The sequence below is a fragment of the Actinoplanes flavus genome, from assembly GCF_017592555.1.
In the GTDB taxonomy this organism is placed as follows: Bacteria; Actinomycetota; Actinomycetes; order Mycobacteriales; family Micromonosporaceae; genus Actinoplanes; species Actinoplanes flavus.
This window is the reverse complement of record NZ_JAGFNS010000004.1, coordinates 281,666-300,901: the sequence shown is the minus strand read 5'-3', so window position 1 is coordinate 300,901 and position 19,236 is coordinate 281,666. Positions and strand designations below refer to the sequence as shown.

At 71.4% G+C, this 19,236-nt stretch carries 23 protein-coding genes; 11 read left to right on the top strand and 12 right to left on the bottom strand.

Annotation, left to right across the window (positions count from 1 at the left end; all coding sequences use genetic code 11):
• The first annotated feature begins 20 nt into the window (after nucleotides 1–20).
• Nucleotides 21–848: a rhamnogalacturonan acetylesterase gene (locus tag J5X75_RS08595; protein WP_208466772.1), complete on the top strand. Its 828-nt coding sequence runs from the start codon at nucleotides 21–23 to the stop codon at nucleotides 846–848.
• 315 nt (nucleotides 849–1,163) lie between these two features.
• Here the strand turns inward: J5X75_RS08595 and J5X75_RS08590 are convergent, their stop codons facing one another.
• Nucleotides 1,164–1,943 (bottom strand): phosphotransferase enzyme family protein, encoded by a 780-nt coding sequence (locus J5X75_RS08590; protein WP_208466771.1) that lies wholly within the window; start codon nucleotides 1,941–1,943, stop codon nucleotides 1,164–1,166.
• Between the two features lie 602 nt (nucleotides 1,944–2,545).
• Here J5X75_RS08590 and J5X75_RS08585 point away from each other — a divergent pair.
• From J5X75_RS08585 to J5X75_RS08565, 5 genes are read left to right on the top strand one after another with little or no spacing between them, the layout of a single operon-like run.
• Entirely contained in the window at nucleotides 2,546–3,268 is a 723-nt protein-coding gene (locus tag J5X75_RS08585; protein ID WP_238487588.1) for a nucleotidyltransferase domain-containing protein, read from the top strand.
• Between the two features lie 34 nt (nucleotides 3,269–3,302).
• The gene (locus tag J5X75_RS08580; protein ID WP_208466770.1) at nucleotides 3,303–3,764 is read left to right on the top strand and encodes an SRPBCC family protein; all 462 of its coding nucleotides are present in this window, start codon (nucleotides 3,303–3,305) and stop codon (nucleotides 3,762–3,764) included.
• Nucleotides 3,761–4,105, top strand: coding sequence for an ArsR/SmtB family transcription factor (locus tag J5X75_RS08575; RefSeq protein ID WP_208466769.1), 345 nt, complete (start codon nucleotides 3,761–3,763; stop codon nucleotides 4,103–4,105). Before J5X75_RS08580 ends, J5X75_RS08575 begins: the two co-directional genes overlap by 4 nt.
• Nucleotides 4,106–4,115: 10 nt before the next feature.
• On the top strand, nucleotides 4,116–5,153 hold the full coding sequence (locus J5X75_RS08570) for an alpha/beta fold hydrolase (protein ID WP_307797985.1): 1,038 nt from the start codon (nucleotides 4,116–4,118) through the stop codon (nucleotides 5,151–5,153).
• 49 nt (nucleotides 5,154–5,202) lie between these two features.
• Nucleotides 5,203–5,595 carry a PNPOx family protein gene (locus J5X75_RS08565; RefSeq protein ID WP_208466768.1) on the top strand — a complete coding sequence of 131 codons (393 nt, stop codon included), beginning with the start codon at nucleotides 5,203–5,205 and terminating at the stop codon, nucleotides 5,593–5,595.
• A gap of 283 nt (nucleotides 5,596–5,878) precedes the next feature.
• Here J5X75_RS08565 and J5X75_RS08560 read toward each other — a convergent pair whose 3' ends face one another.
• Entirely contained in the window at nucleotides 5,879–6,181 is a 303-nt protein-coding gene (locus J5X75_RS08560) for a hypothetical protein (RefSeq protein WP_208466767.1), read from the bottom strand.
• Nucleotides 6,182–6,394: 213 nt separating this feature from the next.
• Here J5X75_RS08560 and J5X75_RS08555 point away from each other — a divergent pair, with 213 nt between their 5' ends.
• Together J5X75_RS08555 and J5X75_RS08550 are read left to right on the top strand one after the other, a co-directional pair.
• On the top strand, nucleotides 6,395–6,838 hold the full coding sequence (locus J5X75_RS08555) for a hypothetical protein (protein ID WP_208466766.1): 444 nt from the start codon (nucleotides 6,395–6,397) through the stop codon (nucleotides 6,836–6,838).
• A 25-nt stretch (nucleotides 6,839–6,863) separates the two neighbouring features.
• Entirely contained in the window at nucleotides 6,864–7,430 is a 567-nt protein-coding gene (locus tag J5X75_RS08550; protein ID WP_208466765.1) for a hypothetical protein, read from the top strand.
• A gap of 10 nt (nucleotides 7,431–7,440) precedes the next feature.
• On the opposite strand, the gene J5X75_RS08545 is transcribed toward J5X75_RS08550, so the two are convergent.
• The 7 genes from J5X75_RS08545 to J5X75_RS08515 form a co-directional block, all read right to left on the bottom strand.
• The gene (locus J5X75_RS08545) at nucleotides 7,441–7,641 is read right to left on the bottom strand and encodes a hypothetical protein (protein ID WP_238487526.1); all 201 of its coding nucleotides are present in this window, start codon (nucleotides 7,639–7,641) and stop codon (nucleotides 7,441–7,443) included.
• Between the two features lie 417 nt (nucleotides 7,642–8,058).
• Nucleotides 8,059–9,246 carry an ABC transporter permease gene (locus J5X75_RS08540; RefSeq protein WP_208466764.1) on the bottom strand — a complete coding sequence of 396 codons (1,188 nt, stop codon included), beginning with the start codon at nucleotides 9,244–9,246 and terminating at the stop codon, nucleotides 8,059–8,061.
• A complete protein-coding gene (locus J5X75_RS08535) occupies nucleotides 9,243–9,917 on the bottom strand; it encodes an ABC transporter ATP-binding protein (protein WP_208466763.1) in 675 nt (224 codons plus the stop codon). Before J5X75_RS08535 ends, J5X75_RS08540 begins: the two co-directional genes overlap by 4 nt.
• Nucleotides 9,914–10,945 carry a peptidoglycan-binding protein gene (locus J5X75_RS08530; RefSeq protein ID WP_208466762.1) on the bottom strand — a complete coding sequence of 344 codons (1,032 nt, stop codon included), beginning with the start codon at nucleotides 10,943–10,945 and terminating at the stop codon, nucleotides 9,914–9,916. Before J5X75_RS08530 ends, J5X75_RS08535 begins: the two co-directional genes overlap by 4 nt.
• Nucleotides 10,945–11,436, bottom strand: a complete 492-nt coding sequence (locus tag J5X75_RS08525; protein WP_208466761.1) for a hypothetical protein — start codon at nucleotides 11,434–11,436, stop codon at nucleotides 10,945–10,947. Before J5X75_RS08525 ends, J5X75_RS08530 begins: the two co-directional genes overlap by 1 nt.
• Nucleotides 11,437–11,461: 25 nt before the next feature.
• The gene (locus J5X75_RS08520) at nucleotides 11,462–12,643 is read right to left on the bottom strand and encodes a sensor histidine kinase (protein WP_443607139.1); all 1,182 of its coding nucleotides are present in this window, start codon (nucleotides 12,641–12,643) and stop codon (nucleotides 11,462–11,464) included.
• Nucleotides 12,644–12,655: 12 nt separating this feature from the next.
• Nucleotides 12,656–13,309 (bottom strand): response regulator transcription factor, encoded by a 654-nt coding sequence (locus tag J5X75_RS08515; RefSeq protein WP_208466759.1) that lies wholly within the window; start codon nucleotides 13,307–13,309, stop codon nucleotides 12,656–12,658.
• 133 nt (nucleotides 13,310–13,442) lie between these two features.
• Between J5X75_RS08515 and J5X75_RS08510 the strand changes: the two genes are divergently transcribed.
• From J5X75_RS08510 to J5X75_RS08500, 3 genes are all read left to right on the top strand, one after another.
• Nucleotides 13,443–14,075: a PadR family transcriptional regulator gene (locus J5X75_RS08510; protein WP_208466758.1), complete on the top strand. Its 633-nt coding sequence runs from the start codon at nucleotides 13,443–13,445 to the stop codon at nucleotides 14,073–14,075.
• A 227-nt stretch (nucleotides 14,076–14,302) separates the two neighbouring features.
• Nucleotides 14,303–15,250 (top strand): ABC transporter ATP-binding protein, encoded by a 948-nt coding sequence (locus tag J5X75_RS08505; RefSeq protein ID WP_208466757.1) that lies wholly within the window; start codon nucleotides 14,303–14,305, stop codon nucleotides 15,248–15,250.
• Nucleotides 15,247–16,023 (top strand): ABC transporter permease, encoded by a 777-nt coding sequence (locus J5X75_RS08500; RefSeq protein WP_208466756.1) that lies wholly within the window; start codon nucleotides 15,247–15,249, stop codon nucleotides 16,021–16,023. The genes J5X75_RS08505 and J5X75_RS08500 overlap by 4 nt, the downstream gene beginning before the upstream one ends.
• A 50-nt stretch (nucleotides 16,024–16,073) precedes the next feature.
• Here the strand turns inward: J5X75_RS08500 and fahA are convergent, their stop codons facing one another.
• From fahA to J5X75_RS08485, 3 genes are read right to left on the bottom strand one after another with little or no spacing between them, the layout of a single operon-like run.
• The gene (fahA, locus tag J5X75_RS08495; protein ID WP_208466755.1) at nucleotides 16,074–17,273 is read right to left on the bottom strand and encodes a fumarylacetoacetase; all 1,200 of its coding nucleotides are present in this window, start codon (nucleotides 17,271–17,273) and stop codon (nucleotides 16,074–16,076) included.
• Nucleotides 17,270–18,034, bottom strand: coding sequence for a hypothetical protein (locus J5X75_RS08490; protein ID WP_208466754.1), 765 nt, complete (start codon nucleotides 18,032–18,034; stop codon nucleotides 17,270–17,272). Before J5X75_RS08490 ends, fahA begins: the two co-directional genes overlap by 4 nt.
• Nucleotides 18,031–19,227 (bottom strand): homogentisate 1,2-dioxygenase, encoded by a 1,197-nt coding sequence (locus J5X75_RS08485; protein WP_208466753.1) that lies wholly within the window; start codon nucleotides 19,225–19,227, stop codon nucleotides 18,031–18,033. Before J5X75_RS08485 ends, J5X75_RS08490 begins: the two co-directional genes overlap by 4 nt.
• Nucleotides 19,228–19,236 lie beyond the last annotated feature (9 nt).

The window sequence follows — 19,236 nt, the reverse complement described above, 5'->3', positions numbered from 1 at the left end:
GGTTGATTGAATGTGGCGCCATGACGATCGATCGCAGAACGTTGCTCCGCGCCACCGCAGGCGGCGCGATCACCGGCGCCCTCGGACTCGCCGCACCGGCCGCCGCCGGGCGCCCGCGCCCCACCGTGTTCGTGGCCGGCGACTCGACGGCCGCGACCTATGCGGTCGCCGACCACCCCCGGGCCGGCTGGGGCCAGGCCCTGCCGGTGTTCCTGCGTTACGACATCCGGGTGGTGAACGAGGCGCTCTCCGGCGCCAGCTCGAAGAGCTTCGTGGACCTGGGACGGCTGGACCGCATCCTCGCCGCGATCGGCCCGGGCGACGTCCTGCTCGTCTCGTTCGGTCACAACGACTCCAAGACGGCGGATCCGGCCAGGTACACCGAGCCGTGGACCACCTTCCAGGACCACCTGCGGCTCTACCTGGACGGGGCACGCGCGGCCCGGGCCACCCCGATCCTGGTCACCCCGGTGGAACGGCGCCGGTTCACCGCGGAGGGGACGCCGTACCTGTCCCACGGCGAATACCCGGCCGCCATGCGGGATCTCGCCACCACCACCCGTACCCCGCTGATCGACCTGACCGACCTGTCGTTCGCCCTGTGGGGAGAGCTGGGCCCGGAGGCGACCAAGGACCACTTCCTGTGGCTGGACGCGGGCGAGTCACCCCACTACCCGGACGGGGTCGCCGACAACACCCACTTCCAGGCCCATGGCGCGATCGAGGTCGCCCGCCTGGTCGTCGCCGCGAGCCGGCGCATCCCCGGTCGCGATCCGCGGGCGCTGTGCCGCACCGAAATCCCGGACGAGGTCCTGGTCTGGCCACCCACTCGTCCCGCGGAGAGCTGACGCTCCTCCGGCGAGGCACCCACCGGCCCGGCTTCCGGGACGCACCACGCCACCTGTGGATCGACTGGCCGGTCTTCCCGTCGATCCGGGCGCGTGGCCCACTCCCGTTCCCGTCACGCCCAGCGGGTCCCCCGCCGATCGGGTCGATCCAGCCGCGGCCACTCCGGTCCTCCGTCACGCCCAGCCGGTCTCCCCCGCTGATCAGGTCGATCCAGCCGCCCGACCCAATCCCGTCCCCCGCCACGCCCAGCCGATCTCCCTCGCTGATCAGGTCGATCCGGCCGCGCGACCCACTCCGGTCCTCCGTCACGCCGGTCAACGGCGGAGGTCGGCCTCCAGCATCGATCGCCGCTCGCGCACGTAGGCGGCGTCACCCAGGTAGAGAAGATGGTGGCCGTCGGCGAGATGGCCGGCGAACGCCTCGTCTCCGGCGGCCGCCCGCGTGCGCATGAAGTCGACGAGAGCGTGCAGCCGCGCCGCCACCATGTCGATCAGGCGGGTGCGGTCGGCGCGGCCCAGGCCGTACCGGTCGCAGAACAGCCGCAGGCGGGCCGCCTGCTGGGCGGTGGTTCCGAAGCCGTCCGCGTTGGTGGGCGCGGTCAGCGGCACCCACCGGTAGGCCGCGTAGGCGACGTCCCACATCCGGGGCCCGGGACGGGCATGGTCGAAATCGATCATGCCGGTCACCCGGTTGCCGGCGAGAACGCAGTTGTGCGGCGCGAAATCGCCGTGACAGATGACCTCGACCGGCTCGACGACCGGTTCCTGCCAGCCCGCTCGCGGCGCCGTCCGGGCGTACACCGCGGTGGCGTCGTGATAGGAGCGCAACAGCTCCGCCGCGCTGATCAGGGCCTCCTCGGAGGCGGCCGCCGGCGTGGCCGGATAGTCGGACACCTCCCCCGGCAGGAAGTCGAGCACCTCGAACCCGTCCGCGGTCACCGCATGAACCCGTGGAGCGCCCGAGAATCCGCCATCGGCGAGATGTCGCAGCAGGTCGTGGACCCGCGGCGACCACGGCCCGGTCGGCCGGTACACCGTGTCACCGACCCGCACCACCTGGTTGACGCCGCCCGCGAACACCTCGTCATCGACCATTCCGGCATCATCGGGGCATGCATCAACCGCCGGCAACCGGATTCGCGCCCTTCGGACCACCCGGCGCGGCCACCGGGTTCGCGCTTTTCGGACCACCCGGCGCGGCCACCGCGGAGACCGCCGATGTGCTGGCAAGCCGTCGCGGGTCGGTCTGCGTCTCCGCGCGTGAGGCCACCCGCTTCATGACCGGTACGCCGTCCGAGGAGCAGATGGCCGGCGCCCTGACACGCCGCCTGCACGAACCGGACACCGCCGCCGGATTCGTTTACTGGACCGAGTCGCCCAGCCCGCCGGTCCTCGGCGCGCTGCTGGCGATGGGCTGCCACGTAGTCGAGCTGATCCTGGACGACGCCACGGCCACGGACCGCCTGACGAGCAGCCGAATGTGCCGGGCGTGCGGGCGGCCCGGGCGGTTCGAGGTCTGTCCCGGCTGCGGCGGCGAGGCGATCCGCCGCCCGGACGACTCCCCGGAGACGGTGGCCCGGCGGCTGAGCGACTATCACCGGCGACGCGCCCTGATTCCGGCCGGAACCCCTCGGCTACGGGTCGACGCCATTCCCCCGCCCGGGCAGGTGGCCGCCGCGATCAGCGAGGTTCCCGCGCTGGCGGAATTCGGGCGGCTGCTGGCCCGGCTGGACTGGGTCACCGGCCTGTACGTGGCGGGATCGCTGGCGACCGGCGACTACCGGCCCGGCGTCAGCGACCTGGATCTGGTCGCCGCGGTCGACGGGCCGGTGACCGATGCGCGCGATGCGGCGCTCACCGCCCTGCACCGGCAGGTCGACGCGGCCTTCGGCGGCACGAACCTCGGGTGTGTCTACGTCGACGTGGAGCGGCTCACCGCCGTGGACGTGCGGCATCCGACCTGGACCCACGGGCTGTCGGTCCGGCGCGTCCTGTCCGGGATCACCAGGGCGGAGCTGGTACGCCACGGGTTCACGGTCTTCGGCCGGCCGCCGCGGGAGGTGTTCCCGCCGATGTCCGACGACGCGGTACGGGCCGCCGCGCGCGACGAGCTGACCGGCTACTGGGCGTGGGCGGCACGCCGGCCGTGGCTGTGGTGCGATCCGGTCATCGCCGACCTCGGTCTCACCTCGATGGCCCGGGGCCGTCACGCGCTGCGGACCGGCACCCTCCTCACCAAGAGCGCGGCGATCGAGCAGGCCGCCGCGCCGCCTTGGCTCATCGCGCACCTCCGGGCCCGGCGCCGGGGGTCGCCGGTCGTCTCGCCCCGCTGGCGTACCGCGCTGATCACCTGGCGCGACGCCCGCCGCACGGTCCGCGAAGCGCAACCATCGGTTGCGAGTTCACTCGGCCGGGAGTAGCGTGACACGCAACCAATGGTTGCAGGAGGATGTCATGGAGTACGGAACCATCGAACGCGAGATCTTCATCGAGGCCGCGCCCGAGATCGTCTTCGACGTGGTGAGCAGCCCGAATCACCTCAAGCAGTGGTGGCCCGACGACGCCCGCTACGACCCGGCGCCGGGGTCCACCGGGCACATCGTCTTCGGTGACTGCAACGCCGGCGGGACGACCGTCCAGTTCACCGTCGTCGACGCCCGGCCGCCGGAACTGTTCTCGTTCCGCTGGATCCACCCGGCCGGCGAGACCGCCACGGCCGGCAACTCACTGCTGGTCACCTTCGACCTGACCGCCTCCGGCGACGGCACCCTGCTGCGGATGACCGAGACCGGCTTCCGGGAGATGGGCTGGTCGGAGGCCGTCCTCCAGCACGAGTACGACGACCACGTCTCCGGCTGGAGCCACTTCCTGCCGCGGATCGCCCCCTACGTCGCCACGCTGCGGGTGAGTCCGTGAGCACCGCGACCGTCGACGACGACCTGTGGGCGGCGATCGGTGACCCCACCCGCCGCCGGATGCTCGACCTGCTGCTGGCCGACGGCGCCGGCACCGCGACGACGCTGAGCCGGCGAATTCCGGTCACCCGCCAGGCGGTCGCCAAACATCTGGCCGTCCTCGACCGGGCCGGGCTGGTCCACGGCATCGCCGAGGGCCGGGAGCGGCGATACCGGGTGGACGACGTCCAGCTCGCCAGGGCCGTGGCGCAGCTCGCGGCGGTCGGATCGGCATGGGACGCCCGGCTCCAGCGCATCAAGCGGATCGCCGAGTCCATTCAGGCTCGCGTGGACGGCGAGTGATACTGAGCGCGTGGAGGACCTGCGCTTCGCCCGTACCGATGATGGTGTGACGTTGGGTTTTCAGGTCTTCGGGCAGGGGCCCGCACTTGTCTGGATGCCGTCGCTGAGCAACATTCTCGCCCAGTGGCGCATCCCGGCGGTGCGGGCCGCCTACCTCGGCCTGGCCAAGCACCTGACCGTCGTCCTCTACGACGGTCGCGGCACCGGCAGTTCCGACCGCCGCGTCGACCTCGACGATCTCGGCGTCGGCGCGCACCTACGGGATCTGCGGGCCGTCCTCGATCACACGGGCATCCGGCGGGCCACCCTGCTCGGCTACTACCACTCGGTGGCGACCGCGATCGCGTTCGCCGCCCGCGAACCCGAGCGGGTCGAGCGGCTGGTGCTGTTCGGCGGGGCGCCACGCATGCGGGAGGCGATGCTCCCGGCGCAGACCCAGGCGCTGTTGTCGCTGGTCGAGCAGGACTGGAGCCTGTTCGCGGACGCCGCGGCCACGGCCTGGCTCGGCTGGGATGCCGCGCCTTCCGGCCGTTTCACGGCAGAGGCATTTCGTACGGCCACCAGCGCGCCCGTCGCGAAGGCCTGGTTCGAGGCGGCCCGGCAGATCGACGTGACCGCGGAACTGGCCCGGGTCCGGGCGCCCACCCTGGTCCTGCACCGGCAGAGTGCCGAGCAGATTCCGGTCGAGGTGGCCCGCCGGATGACCGCGGCCCTGCCGGACGCCCGGCTGGTGGAACTGCCCGGATCCACCCCGACGCTGTTCGTCGAGAACCCGGCGGCCGACCTGAAACTGGTCACCGATTTCGTGACGCATGGCCGGATCCATCGCCCGTCCACCGTTCCCGCCACTCTGACGCCCCGCGAGACCGACGTGTTACGACTGCTGGCGGCGGGTGACTCGAACCCGGAGATCGCCGGGCAACTGGGCATCGCGGTGCACACCGTGGAACGCCATCTCGCCAACCTCTACCGCAAGATCGGCGCCCGCGGCCGCACCGACGCGGTCGCCTACGCGCTACGCATGACGGAATTCCGTCATCCCGGCTGACGGGTCACCGGGACGCGAAACCACCCTTCCGCGGCGGACGATCAACGACATGACGACCTCTACGACGTCCTGGCGTTTCGCGCGTGCCACCGCTCCCGCCGTCCGGGTGCTCGCCGGCCGGCGCCTCATTCCACTCTGGGCGGTGGTGCATCACCGGGGCCGTAAGAGCGGCCGCGACCTGCGGGTGCCGATCGCCATCACCACCACCCCGGACGGCTTCGTGATCAACCTGCCGTGGGGCGCCGGCACCAACTGGGTCCGCAACGTGATCGCCGCCGGCGGCTGCGTGATCCGCTGGAAGGGCGCCGACCACCCGATGACGGATCCCCGGATCATCGACGCCGTCGAGGCGCGCCCCTACTACACCCGCACCGCCTGGGCGATCGCCGGCCGGCTCTTCCCCGCGGACGCCTGGCTGCTGCTGCACCGCACCGAAGGGTGAGGCCGGGTCAGAACGGCTCGCCGGCCCGCTCCTCCCCACGGACGCCTGGTTGCCGGGTCAGAACGGCTCGCCAGCCGGCTCTTCCCCACGGACGCCTGGCTGCTGCTGCACCACACCGAAGAGTGAGGCCGGGTCAGACACTCACCGGCCAACTCTTCCCCACGGACGCCTTGGCCGCTGCTGCACCACACCGAAGGGTGACACCGGGCCAGAACGGCTCACCGGCCGGCTCTTCCCCACGGACGCCTGGCTGCTGCTGCGCACACCAGAGGGTGAGGCCGGGTCAGAACGGCTCGCCGGCCACGCCGCTGTAGCCATGCAGCTCGTACTTCCCGGCCAGCTCGAAGATGCCGTCGAGGTAGCTGAGCATCCGCAGTGGCAGGGTCAGCAGCACGTACCGATCGCCGGGGCCGTCGCCCGGCTCGAGCACGTCGGCCAGGTCGGGCCAGCGCTCGAGAAGCTCGCTCCGAAAGGTGGCGACGTCGGGATGCGGCTCGAGCGCGTCGGCGACCCCCTCGGCCAAGGCGTCGTAAATCTCCGCCGGGTTGCCGCTACCGGCCTTCCAGAACGCGAAGTCACTGCTCACCGCAACAGGCTATCGGTACGGAGTGGACATCACGCCATAGCATTTCTGTCATTCGCCCGACCGGACGAGAACGGAGTCGGTCGATGGCCGCGCCCGCTCTCCGCCCGCGGCCTGCCTGAAGATCGCCTTAAGGAATCGACAGCCTCGCATGGAGAGGTTATGGTGCTCGCGGCATGGGAGCGCTCCCACTCCCCCATCCCCATGGAGGTTTTCATGCGCAACGCCATCATCCTGCTCGCCGGCGGGATCCTGCTCACCGCGACGGCATGCGGCACCGCCGCCGACACCGCCGCGCCAGCCGGCAGCGCGCCAGCCGTGGCCCCGGGCGTCGCGTCCGGGTGTCAGGCGCTCGCCGCAGCATACGGGGCCAACATGGCGCCGTTCGCCAAGGCGCTCACCGAATCGGTCTCCGACCCCAAGGCGGTGGCCAAGGCCCAGCAGGCCCTGGCCAGTTTCGCCACCGCGGTCGACGACGCCACGAAGGGCAGCGAGGACGCCGAACTGCGTACCGACGGCAAGAAGGCCGCCGAGCAGCTGCGCACCAAGTCGGCCGACGCCACGTTCTTCAAGACCATCAAGACGCCCGAGGACGTCAACAAGACGATGGCCCAGAACCTGACCGAATGGCTGGCCCCGGTGCAGCGCCACTGTCAGTGACCGTCCGGGCTGGCATCATGGCAAGATGGCGACGAACGCCCGGATCAAGCCGATCGAAACCGCCACGGGCCGCAGCTGGGACGGCTGGCTGACGTTCATGGCTGGCATCGGCGCGGAGGACCTGTGCCACCGCGCCATCGCGGCGAAGGTGCACAAGGAGCTGGACGCCACCGGAATCGACTCGCCCGGCTGGTGGGCGCAATCGGTGACGGTGGCGTACGAGCAGTACATCGGCCGACGGCGGCCCGGCGAGCGCGCGGACGGCACGTTCGAGGTGAGCGTGAGCCGGTCCACCCGTCTCGGCATGGCCGCGTTGATGGACGCGTGGACCGGGTTCGCTGCGGCGGACCCGTACACCGCCGGGCTCCTCGCCGCCCCACCCCGGGTGAGCGGCACCGAGCGGCGGATCACCTGGCGGGTCAAGACCCTGGACGGTACGGCGGTCGCCGTCACCAGCGAGCCCAAACCGAACGGCAAGGCGGCGCTGGTGGCCACGGCGACGGGCCTGCCCTCTCCCGAGTCCGCCGACGCGGCCCGCCAGAGCTGGACGGACACCGTCACCCGTTTCCTGGATTCGGCCGCGGCCCGCTGAGCCGGAGCGGTCAGGCGGGCTCCGGGACAGCTTCGGGCTCGTCCGGGGCCGGCGGCGCGGGCACCGGTATGGCCGGGACCGGATCGGGCGGCGGCGGGGGCAACGGGTCGGGGCTGTCGGGAGACAGTTCGCCCGGGTCGTCGGGGATCGGCGCGCCCGGGTCGAGGGGCGGATATTTGTCAGGGTTCGACGGGATACTTGCCATAGGCATCGGGTGACCTCCTTACGATTTCGCCCGATTCTGTGAAGATCGCCTACCCGCCCGCGTCACCGGGTAAACGGCTGACGGGAAAGGTCGGCGCGGTAACCACCCGCTGAGGCGACCACCCACGCCACCTGACCGCCACGCCCGGCCCGCAAGGGCTGGCGAAACCTCGGTGAGCGACACCGACGGCACCGCAGCCACCCGGCGAGACGACCTCCCACACACGCCCCACCGCCACACCCGACCCCCAAGGGCTGGCGAAACCTCGGTGAGCGACACCGACGGCACCGCAGCCACCCGGCGAGACGACCTCCCACACACGCCCCACCGCCACACCCGACCCCCAAGAGCTGGCGAAACCTCGGTGAGCGACAGGGGGGCGGCGCGGCGATCTCACACCCGCCCGACCGCCGCGCCCGGCCCTCAAGGGTTGGCCAGGGCCTCGGTGGGTGGAAGACGGGCGGCGCGCACGGCCGGGTAGAAACCGGCCAGACCGCCGATCAGCAGGGTGGCTGCCATGCCGCCGGCCATCGCCCACGGCGGTACGACGGCGGCCCAGCCCTGGGTGGCGGCGAAGGCGGCCGTGATGCCGATGCCGAGGGCGACACCGCCGGCGCCGCCGAGCAGGGACAGCAGCAGCGCCTCGGCCAGGAACTGGGTGCGGATCTGGCCTCGGGTGGCGCCCAGGGAGCGGCGCAGGCCGATCTCGGAGCGGCGTTCCAGGACCGAGATGACCATCGTGTTGGCCACGCCGATGCCGCCGACCAGCAGGGCCACCGCGCCCAGGCCGAGCAGCAGGGCGTTGAGCGTACGGCGGGTCTCCAGCTGGGCTTTCAGCACCTCGGACGGGCGGGAGACGGTGGCCTCGCCGGGGTTCTCCGGGTTGGCGGCGGCGCCGAGCAGCGGCTGTACGCCGGTGACCGCGCTCTGCTGTGGACGGGTGTAGACGGTGGTCGGGTAGCCGTCGAAGCCGAGTTCACGTTCGGCCACCGGCCAGCCGACGAAGGCGCCGTAGTCGAGGTCGGTGAGCAGGTCGTTGGGGGCCAGGATGCCGACCACGGTGAACCATCGGCCGCCGAGCCAGACCAGCTGGCCGGGGCCGGTCTCGTAGACGGCCAGGGATCGCGCGGCGGTCCAGCCGAGCACCACGGCCGGGTAGGCGGTGTACGCGTCGGTGAGCCAGGACCCGGCGACGGTACGGGCGCCGACCACCGTGGGCAGGTCGGTTCGGGCCGCGTAGACCACGATACCGCCGGTGCGCTCGGTCGGGATGTGGTCGTTGCGGTAGACCCGCGCGCCGGTGCGCCCGACGGCCGAGACGGTGTCGACGGCGGGCAGCGCGCCGATCATGCTGACCGCCGTGGTCGGCAGGTGCGACTCCGGCTCTGCCGTGACGGTCAGCAGGTTGGTGCCGAACGAGCTGAGCCGCCGGTCCAGTTCGTGGGTCGAGGACGCGGAGATGCCCATGACCCCGACCATCGCGGCGATGCCGATCGCGATGCCCAGCGCGGACAGGAACACCCGGAGGGGACGTGAGCGCAGGCCGTGCCCGCCGACCCGGATGACGTCGGCGACCGGCATCCGGGCCGGGACCAGCGGCGGGGCGCTCACGCCCGTACCCCAGAAATGATCTTGCCGTCTTTGAGCCGGACCTGTCGCGGCAGCGAGGCCGCGATGTCGCGGTCGTGGGTGATCACAACGATCGTAGTGCCGGCGTCGTTGAGGTCGCGCAGCAGCGCCATCACGGTCTCTCCGGAGTGTGAGTCGAGGGCGCCGGTCGGCTCGTCGGCCATGAGCAGCGGCGGATCGCCGAGGACGGCGCGGGCGATGGCGACCCGCTGCTGTTCGCCGCCGGACAGCTGATGCGGCAGGTGTTTCATCCGGTGGCCGAGGCCGACGCGGTGCAGCGCCTGCTCGGCCGCCTGCCGCCGGTGGGCGCGTGACCGGCCGGTGTAGAGCAGGCCGTCGGCGACGATGTCGATCGCCGGCACCCCACGGGCCAGGTGGAACTGCTGGAAGACGAAGCCGATGGCACGGGCGCGCAGCACCGAGAGCTCGCGGTCGCTGAGCGCGCCGACGTCGTACCCGTCGATGTGCAGGGTCCCGGTGGTGGGCCGGTCGAGGGTGCCCATGATGTGCAGCAGGGTCGATTTGCCGGATCCCGACGGGCCGACGACGGCGAGCAGCTCCCCACGCTCGATGCGCAGGTCGGCGTCGTCGAGGGCGAGCACGTCACCGTACCGTTTGGAGACTCCGGACAACTCGACTACGGGCGTAGTCATTCCGGCACCCCCACCGGGAGGCCCTCGGTGACGCCGTCGCCGGAGATCTCCACGTAGCCGCCGGAGAACAGCCCGGTGGTGACCGGCAGATAGTCGCCGCCGGTCGTCACGGCATAACCGCCGCCCGGCCGGGCGACCAGCGCGGTGACCGGCACGGCGAGCACGTCCTCGCGGGTCTCGGCGGCGAGAACGACCTGCACCGTCGCCACTTGGTAGCGGCCCAGCCGCTGCTGCTCGGCGACGGCGAGCTCGACCGGCAGGGTGGCGCCGCCCTTCTCCCGCGAGGTGGGCGTGCCGATGTCGGTGACCGTCGCGGGGACGGTGGCGCCGTCGGGCAGTTCGACGGTCGCCGTGACGCCGTCGCGGACCAGGTCGGCGTAGTCGGTGTCCAGGTCGACGGTGACGACACGGGTGGTGCCGGTCCAGCGCAGCAGCACGCCGGACGCGGCGGCGCCGGTCTGGGTGGTGACCTCGGCGACGCGACGTGCCCCCGATGACACCACGGCGTCGCCCAGTCCGACCCGGCCGGTTTCGGTGCGGCCGAGGTCGTCCTGCCAGTCGCGGACGGCTGCCGCCGTCGACGAGGTGTAGTCGGCGTCGACCGTGAATCCGGTGTAGCCGAGGGCCCGCAGGTTGCGTTCGAGCTGCCGGACGTCGGCGCCCTCGCTGCCGGCGGACAGGGTGCGGTAGAGCGGGATCGTGCCGTAGAGCAGCGGGACTCTGCGCTGGTCGAGGCGGTAGACGGTGTCGCCGCGTTCGAGGACGTCACCGTCGCCGGGCAGCCAGGTGACCATGCCGCCGCCGGTCAGCGGCGCCGGCACGTCGGTGGTGTCGCCGAAGCCGAGGTCGCCGCCGACCTTCTCGGTACGGGTCAGGGTGCGCTTCTGCACGGTGGCGGTGGCCGGTGGCCCGGCGAGCGCCACGTCGGCCGTGTCGTCGGCGCCGCCCAGCATCCCGGTGCCGGCGGCGACGGCGATCACCGTGACACCCAGTGCCGGCAGCACGAGCAGGGTTCGTTTCGAGGCCATCAGTCCAGGTCCTCGAAGTGCGTGTTGCCGCCCGGGTCTTGGGAGTCGCAGGCTTCCCGGGCGTCCTTGAACGGCGCGGAGTCGGGCTCGATGCCCGTACCGGTGAGAACGATTTTGATGGTGTCGCCCTCGACCTCGGGATCGGGGAACTTCGGCAGCTTTCCGCGCATGCATGTCGTCCAGGCGGTGACCTTCGCCGGATCGACGGTGCCGCCGCCGTCGTCCTCGCCCTGGGGTTGCTTGTCGCGGCAGGCCTCCTGCGCCTTGCGCAGCACCGCGTCGTCGACCTTCGGCAGTTCCTGACTGAGGCCGCGGTCCTCCCGCACCGGGTCGGGCACGTTCGGGATGCCGTTCTCCCGCAGGCATTTCGCGTAGTCCATCGCCTGCTGGAATTTGTCCTCGTCCGCTCCGCCCAGCACCCCGCCGCAGCCGGAGAGCAGTGTCACGCACAGGAGCGCGGCGGCCGTCCGGGTCCTTCTGGTGTTCGTCATGCCGGGATTTCTACGCACCGGCCGGTCACACGACGGGCACATCCTCCGGCGGGAAACGGATGGTGACGGCGAACCCGCCTTCGGGCCGGGCACGCACCGAGAGGTCGGCGGTGTGGGCGGCCGCGATGGCCGCCACGATGGACAGGCCCAGGCCGTGGTGGCCGTCGTCGGCGGTCCGGTGGAGCCGCTGGAACGGGGTGAGCAGCCGGTCCACCATCTCCGGCGGGACCGGTGGCCCGGTGTTGGTCACCTTCAGGAAGCCGCGGCCGTCCTCGGTGCCGGTCGTCACGTCGACCCGCCCGTCCGGCACGTTGTAGCTGATCGCGTTGTCGACCAGATTGGCCAGAAGGCGTTCGACGAGCACCGGATCGCCGGTGATCCGGGCCGGTCGCAGGTCGGTCTCCACGGTGAACCCGTGGCGCCGGGCGTAGGCTCGCGCCACGTCGCCGGCCGGCCCGGCCAGGTCGATGCCCTCCCGGCGGTCCAGGCCGCGCTCGCTGGTCGCCAGCACCAGCAGCGATTCCAGCAGGCGCGCCTGCTGCTCGCTGACGGTCATCAGCTCCCTGAACCGTTCCCGGAAGTCCTCGGCCGTCGCGTCCGGGTCGATGACGGCCTCCTCCAGCAGGGCGTGTTCCAGCGTCAGCGGCGTACGCAGCTCGTGTGCCGCGTTGGCGACGAACCGCCGGTGCGAGTCGAGGGCCGATTCCAGCCGTCCGAGCAGGCCGTCGACCGTGTCGGCGAGGTTCTTCAGCTCGTCCCGCGGGCCCGGGACGTCGAGTCGTTCGTGCACGTTGTGCGCCGAGATCCGCTGGATGGCGCCGGTCATCGTCTGCAACGGGCGCAGCAGCCGCCCGGCCACCACCCAGCCGAGGCCGATCGAGACGACCGACATGACGCCGAGCGCCACGCACGACTGCACCACGAGCAGGCGCATGATCTCGCTCTTCTCCATGCGGACCTGCTTCTGGGCGGCCTCGACCACCTGGCGCAGTTCCGGCGGCAGATCGTCGTTCGCCGCCGGTTCGATGTCGCCCAGCACGACGGCGGTGACGATTTCACGGCCGTCCGCCGACTTCTCGACCGACAGCGAGGAGGCGCCCCGGTTGTAGGCGACCAGGGCGTAGGTGATGGTCAGCAGCAGCGCGCCGGAGAACAGGAAGAGCAGGCCGTACAGCAGGGTGAGCCGCAACCGGACCGTCAAGCCCACCAGGGTCCCCTCTCAGATCCGGTAACCGGCGCGGGGCACGGTCTCGATGACGGGTGGCTCGCCCAGTTTGGCGCGCAGCCGGTTCATGGTGGCCTTGACCGTCGTGGTGAACGGGTCGGCGGCCTCGTCCCACACCCGTTCCAGCAGCTCCTCGGCGGACACCACCCGGCCCCGCGCGGTGAGCAGATACTCCAGGACGGCCAGTTCCTTGGGGTTGAGCGGCAGCCGCCGCCCGGCGCGGGTCGCGACCCGCCGCGCCGGGTCCAGCGTCAGATCGCCGTGCGCCAGCGTGGGCGGCACGGCGGGCTGGGTGCGGCGGCCCAGGGCGCGGATCCGGGCGACGAGCTCGGCGTACGCGAAAGGTTTGGGCAGATAGTCGTCGGCGCCCATGGTGAGGCCGAGCACCCGGTCAGCGAGCGTCCCGGCCGCCGTCAGCATGAGCACCCGGGTGCGCTGCGGTTCGCGCATCAGCTCGCCGCACACGTCGTCGCCGTGCACGCCGGGCAGGTCACGGTCGAGCACGACGACGTCGTAGTCGGTCTCGGCGGCGCGTTCCAGCGCGACCGTTCCGTCGTAGGCCACGTCGACGGCCATGCCCTCGCGGCGCAGCACCCGGGCCACCGAGTCGGCGAGGCGGATCTGATCCTCGACCACCAGGACTCTCACCACGCCACCTCCGCCGTTCGCCGCCAGCCTACGACGGCGACGGTCACACGGTCGTCACAGCGATTCTCGACTTTGCTTTCACACTCGGATGCGTAATACTCGTACCCGAGTATTACGGCGGCGAGGAGTGGGGATGGCGCAGCGACGGAAGGTGGGCAACCTGCTCGGGCTGCACATCATGGCGACGCTCTCGATGACGCCGCTGCACCCGTACGAGATCGCCGCCCACCTGCGCGCCCGCAACAAGGACCAGGACCTCAAGATCCAGTGGGGTTCGCTCTACACCGTCGTGCAGAACCTGGAGAAGCACGGCTTCATCGAGGCGGCCGAGACCGTCCGGGCCGGTCGCCGCCCCGAGCGGACGGTCTACCGGCTCACCGACGCCGGCCGCGAGGAGATGAAGGACTGGCTGCGGGAGCTGGTCGGCCACCCGGCCCGCGAGTTCCCGCGCCTGCAGACGGCGCTGTCGGTGATCGGCGTCCTGCCGCCCGACGAGGTCATCGAGTTGCTGGAGCAGCGGCTGAGCGTGCTCACCGTGGAGAACGACTCGCAGCGCTCCGACCTGCGCGGCGCCGCCCACGAGGTGCCCCGCGTCTTCCTGGTCGAGGGCGAGTTCCAGCTGGCCATGCGGGAGGCCGAGGCGGCCTGGATCGAACGGCTCCTCAAGGAGCTGCGCGACGGCACACTCGGCGGCCTCGACCTGTGGCGGCACTTCCACGAGACCGGCGAGACGCCGGACTTCACGAGTTTTCCGGAGCCGCCGTAGGCGGAGACCGGATTCCCGGAACCGCCATAGGCGTGAACCGGGTTCCCGGAGCCGCCGTTGGCGGAATCCGGGAGAAACGACGGATTCCGGACCGGGTGCGGGAACACCCGATCCGGAAACCGCCACCCCAACACACCGATCCGCGGGAACGGGCCGGCGCATCCGAGGCGTGTCGCAGCATCGAGGATAGCCGGGACCGGGACCGCGGCCGTCCGCATGGAGTCCCCATGACAGATGCCGTCACCGCGCATAACCTCGGCAAGTCCTATCCCGGCGGCGTCCGGGCCCTCGACGGGCTCTCGCTGACCGTCCGCGCCGGCGAGGTGTTCGGGCTGCTCGGCCCGAACGGCGCCGGCAAGTCCACCACCGTCAAGATCCTGACGACGCTGGCCCGGCCGGATTCCGGCACCGCCACGGTCGCCGGCCACGACGTGCTGCGCCACCCCGACCGGGTGCGGCGCGCCATCGGCGTGGTCGCGCAGCGTTCCGGCCTCGACCCGATGGCTTCCGGCCGCGACAATCTCGCCCTTCAGGGCAGACTCTTCGGGGTACGGGGACGCGCGCTCCGTTCCCGCGTCGACGACCTGCTGGAACGCTTCGACCTCACGGGCGCCGCCGGTCGGGTGGTGCGCGGCTGGTCGGGTGGCATGCAACGGCGCCTCGATGTCGCGATGGCCCTGGTGCACCGGCCCGAGGTGCTGTTCCTGGACGAGCCGACGACCGGGCTCGACCCCGAGGTGCGTGGCGCCATGTGGGCGGAGATCGGGCGGCTCGCCACCGAGGAGTCGATGGCGATCCTGCTGACCACCCACTATCTCGACGAGGCGGACCGGCTGGCCGCCCGGCTCGCCATCGTCGACGGCGGGCGGATCGTCGCCGAGGGGACGCCGGCGGAACTGAAAGGTGAACTGCGCGGCGACGCCGTACACCTGGAATTGGCGAAAGCCGCCGATGAGCCGCGGGCGCGGCAGGCGATCGGGACCGTCACCCGTTTGCGGGAGGTCTCATTCGACGGCCGGTTGGTGAGCGCCCGGGCCGACGACGGCGCGGCGGCGGTTCCGGCCGCATTGGCCGCCCTCGAATCCGCCGGAGTGGGCGTCGCGACCGTCACCGTCGCCCGGCCCTCCTTGGACGATGTGTATCTACGCCACGCGGGAAGGCGGTTCGCGGCGTGACGACGCTCGTCTCGCACACCTTCTGGATGACCAATCGGCGGCTGAAAGTGCTGGTGAAGCAGCCGGCGTTCGTGCTGATTCTGCTGGTGCAGCCGGCGATCTGGCTGTTCCTGTTCGGCAATCTGTTCCGCCGGGTGGTCGAGCTTCCCCATTTCGGGGCGGCCTCCTATCTGGATTACCTGGTTCCCGGCGTGGTGGTGATGACCGCGGTGTCGTCGAACATGTGGGCCGGCATGGGCATGCTCGAGGAGATCGAACGCGGCACCATGAACCGGCTGCTCACCACGCCGGTCGCCCGCAGCGCGATCATGAACGCGGCAGTCGTCGAGCAGGCGCTGAGCACCACCGTGCAGGTGGTGGCGATCATTCTGCTCGGGCTGGTCGCGGGCGCCGAATACCCGGGCGGGCCGGCCGGGCTGACGGTTCTGACCCTGGCGGCGATCCTTCTCGGGACGATTTTCAGCGCCCTTTCCAACACGATCGGCATGCTGGCCCGGCAACGGGAGACGATCATCGGCATCAATTCGATGCTGCTGTTGCCGCTCACGTTCCTGTCGTCGGCGTTCATGGCCGAGACGCTGATGCCGGAATGGATGCGGACGGTGGCGGCGGCCAATCCGGTGAACTGGGCGCTCGACGCGGCCCGGGCGGCGATGAGCACCGATCCGGACGGGGAGACCGTGCTGATCCGGGGCGGATGGTTGCTGGCGGCGGCGGTCGCGATGCTGCTGCTGTCGACGCGCACGTTCCGCGCGTACCAGAAATCGGTCTGAGGAATGGTCCGGCCGGCGGGTTGTCCCGCCGGCCGGGTCGATGGAGTTGATCAGCCGGCGCTGATCCGGCCGCGGACGGTGCCGAGGCCGATCAGCGTGCCGTCCGGGCCGGGGGCGGTCGCGGTGATCTCCACCTCGTCGCCGTCGGCCAGGAAGGTGCGGACCGAGCCGTCGGGCAGGGTCAGCGGCTGCTGACCGTTCCAGGACAGTTCGATCAGGGAGCCGGGCTCGCCGCCGCTGATCGTGCCGGAGGCGTACAGGTCGCCGGTGCGCAGCGAGGCGCCGTTGGCGGTGAGGTGGGCCAGCATCTGCGCGCCGGTCCAGTACATGCCCGCGAACGACGGCCGGGCCACGACGTGGCCGTTGAGCCGCACCTCCAGGCGGATGTCCAGGCCCCACAGCGGCGTCTTCTCGTCGTCGAGGTAGGGCAGCAGCGGCACGGTCCGGGCCGGTGGCGCCACCCGGGCGTGCTCCAGGGCGGCCAGCGGCACGATCCACGGTGAGATCGAGGTGGCGAACGACTTGCCGAGGAACGGGCCGAGCGGCACGTACTCCCAGGCCTGGATGTCGCGGGCGGACCAGTCGTTGACCAGGCACACGCCGAAGACGTGCTCGTCGAACGCCTCCAGAGCGACGGGGCGGCCCAGCGTGGACGGGCGGCCGACCACGTACCCCAGCTCGGCCTCGATGTCGAGCCGCTGGGAGGGACCGAAAGTGATCTCCCCGGACGGCGAACGGCGCTGGCCGGAAGGGCGGACCACCTCGGTTCCGGACACCACCACGGTCCCGGCCCGGCCGTGGTAGCCGATCGGCAGGTGCTTCCAGTTCGGGGTGAGCGGCTCCTGCCCGGGCCGGAACATCTTGCCCAGGTTGGTGGCGTGCTGCTCGGAGGCGTAGAAGTCGACGTAGTCGGCGACCGTGAACGGCAGGTGCATGATCGCGTCGCTGGCGGGAATCAGGTGGCCGCCGAGCAGATCCCGGTACACCTCGTCGGACAGCCAGGTGGTCAGCGCGCCGCGCAGCGTCGCCCACACCCGTGGGCCCGCGGCGAGCAGCGTGTCCAGCGCCGGGCCGGCCACCGCGCCGGCCAGTTCCGGGGCGAGACGGCGGCAGGCCGCCGGCAGGTCGATGATCTGGTCACCGACCGCGACACCCACGCGCGGGTGCGGGTCGGCCGCGGTGTGGAACACCCCGTACGGCAGGGTGGCGACGCCGAACGGATGGCCGGCCGGAATGTCGAGCCAGGTCAACGCGGATCCTCCAGGAGGCCGAAACGCAGCAGGCCGCCGACCGGCTCGCTGATGCTGCACGTACCGAAACTGACGAAGTGGTGCCGGACCGCCTTGACCAGGACCTCGTCGATCCCGGCGACGGCGGCCGCGACCCGTTCGCCGTCCTGGTCGGCCAGCGCCCGTTCGATGTCGTAACCCTGCAGGGCGCGGGCGGTCGCCAGGATGACGTTGAGGTAGCCGTGGTGCTCGAACCCGGTGGCGGGATCCCGGTGCCTGACAGGATCGTGCAGCCCGGCGGTCAGTTTGAACGCCAGCCCGCCGCGCACCGCCGCCCACAGGGCACCGGCCAGCTGCTTCTCCGTGGGGAACGCGTCCGCGCGTACCCCTCCGGTCCTGATCTTCAATCGCACGCCCGCGTCGCGCAGAGCCGCGACGCGCGTCGCGGTGATCTCGTCGCAGGCGATCTCGTGGTACGCGGTGAGCGTACCGCCGTTGACGGACGCGGCCGGGCCCTCCACCGCGACGATCTCCACCGAGGGGTGTTCGGGCAGGTCAGCCCCGAGATCGGGAACGACGAGCGACACCCGCAACCGCGGCCCGCCGGCCGTGGCGGCGACCAGTTCGTCCCAGCGGGCCAGCGAGCAGATGAACGGGCCGAGAAGCGGCGCCAACCCGGATTCCGCCCGCTCCCGGTGGGCCGCAACGGCATCGGCCATCGGCAGATTGCCGGGCGGAAAGATCGCGGCGTCGTCGAACAGGCCGGTGAACAGCGGGTTCATCGGTTCTTCGCCCAGGTCCAGGCGTAGACGCCGTCGTCGCAGAGGCGTCCCGCCTCGCCCAGGCCGAGTGGCCGGAACGTGTCGACCATGACCGCCAGTTCGTCGAATCGCTCGGCGCCCAGGCTGGCCTCGATGGCGGCCGGCTGCGGTCCGTGCGAGTGGCCGCCCGGGTGCAGCGACACCGAGCCGATGTTGATGCCGGATCCCTTGCGTGCCTCGTAGTCGCCGCCCACGTAGAACATGACCTCGTCCGAGTCGACGTTCGAGTGGTAGTAGGGAACCGGCACCGCGAGGGGGTGGTAGTCGACCTTCCGTGGCACGAAGTTGCAGATCACGAAGTTGTTGCCCTCGAAGACCTGGTGCACCGGCGGCGGCTGGTGCACCCGTCCGGTGATCGGCTCGAAGTCGTCGACGTTGAACGCGTACGGGTACAGGCAGCCGTCCCAGCCGACCACGTCGAACGGGTGATGCGGCAGCACGTGCACGGTTCCGGCCAGGCCGCCCGGCCCGTCGCCGCGATGCTTGATGTAGACCTCGACGTTCTCCCCCTCGACGACATGGGGAGCATCCGGGGTACGCAGATCGCGTTCACAGTACGGCGAATGTTCGAGGAACTGCCCGTATCGCGACAGGTACCGCTTCGGTGGCGCGATGTGGCTGTTCGCCTCGATCGCGTACAGCCGCAGCGGCTCGGTCCCGGACGGCACCCACCGGTGGGTGGTCGCCCGCGGGATGATCACGTAGTCGCCGGCCCCGACGGTCAGGTCCCCGAAGATCGTCTCCACGGTGCCGGCGCCCGCCTCGACGTAGACGCACTCGTCGCCGGTCGCGTTGCGGTACAGCGGGGAGGCGGCGCCGGCCACCACGTACCCGATCCGGACGTCGGCGTTGGCGAGAACCAGACGCCGGTCACGGATCGCGTCACAGGACTTCCACTCCTCGCCCTCGAACAACTCGTGCAGCTTGAGGTGCCGGGGCAGCAGCGGCTGGTTCGGCTCGGTCGACTGGTCGGGCAACTGCCAGAGGCGGGCGCCGATCACCGCCGACGGCACGTGCCGGTGATACAGCAGCGACGAGTCGGAGGAGAAGCCCTCCTCCCCCATCAGCTCCTCGTAGTAGAGCCGCCCGTCGCCGTCGCGGTGCTGGGTGTGCCGTTTGGCCGGGATGTCGCCCGCCCTCTGGTAGTGCGCCATGGGACCCTC

Coding starts and splice junctions, on each gene's coding strand:
- J5X75_RS08595 (WP_208466772.1), top strand. CDS start 21: ATGACGATCGATCGCAGAACGTTGCTCCGCGCCACCGCAGGCGGCGCG.
- J5X75_RS08590 (WP_208466771.1), bottom strand. CDS start 1,943: ATGGTCGATGACGAGGTGTTCGCGGGCGGCGTCAACCAGGTGGTGCGG.
- J5X75_RS08580 (WP_208466770.1), top strand. CDS start 3,303: ATGGAGTACGGAACCATCGAACGCGAGATCTTCATCGAGGCCGCGCCC.
- J5X75_RS08565 (WP_208466768.1), top strand. CDS start 5,203: ATGACGACCTCTACGACGTCCTGGCGTTTCGCGCGTGCCACCGCTCCC.
- J5X75_RS08555 (WP_208466766.1), top strand. CDS start 6,395: ATGCGCAACGCCATCATCCTGCTCGCCGGCGGGATCCTGCTCACCGCG.
- J5X75_RS08550 (WP_208466765.1), top strand. CDS start 6,864: ATGGCGACGAACGCCCGGATCAAGCCGATCGAAACCGCCACGGGCCGC.
- J5X75_RS08545 (WP_238487526.1), bottom strand. CDS start 7,641: ATGCCTATGGCAAGTATCCCGTCGAACCCTGACAAATATCCGCCCCTC.
- J5X75_RS08535 (WP_208466763.1), bottom strand. CDS start 9,917: ATGACTACGCCCGTAGTCGAGTTGTCCGGAGTCTCCAAACGGTACGGT.
- J5X75_RS08530 (WP_208466762.1), bottom strand. CDS start 10,945: ATGGCCTCGAAACGAACCCTGCTCGTGCTGCCGGCACTGGGTGTCACG.
- J5X75_RS08525 (WP_208466761.1), bottom strand. CDS start 11,436: ATGACGAACACCAGAAGGACCCGGACGGCCGCCGCGCTCCTGTGCGTG.
- J5X75_RS08510 (WP_208466758.1), top strand. CDS start 13,443: ATGGCGCAGCGACGGAAGGTGGGCAACCTGCTCGGGCTGCACATCATG.
- J5X75_RS08505 (WP_208466757.1), top strand. CDS start 14,303: ATGACAGATGCCGTCACCGCGCATAACCTCGGCAAGTCCTATCCCGGC.
- J5X75_RS08490 (WP_208466754.1), bottom strand. CDS start 18,034: ATGAACCCGCTGTTCACCGGCCTGTTCGACGACGCCGCGATCTTTCCG.
- J5X75_RS08485 (WP_208466753.1), bottom strand. CDS start 19,227: ATGGCGCACTACCAGAGGGCGGGCGACATCCCGGCCAAACGGCACACC.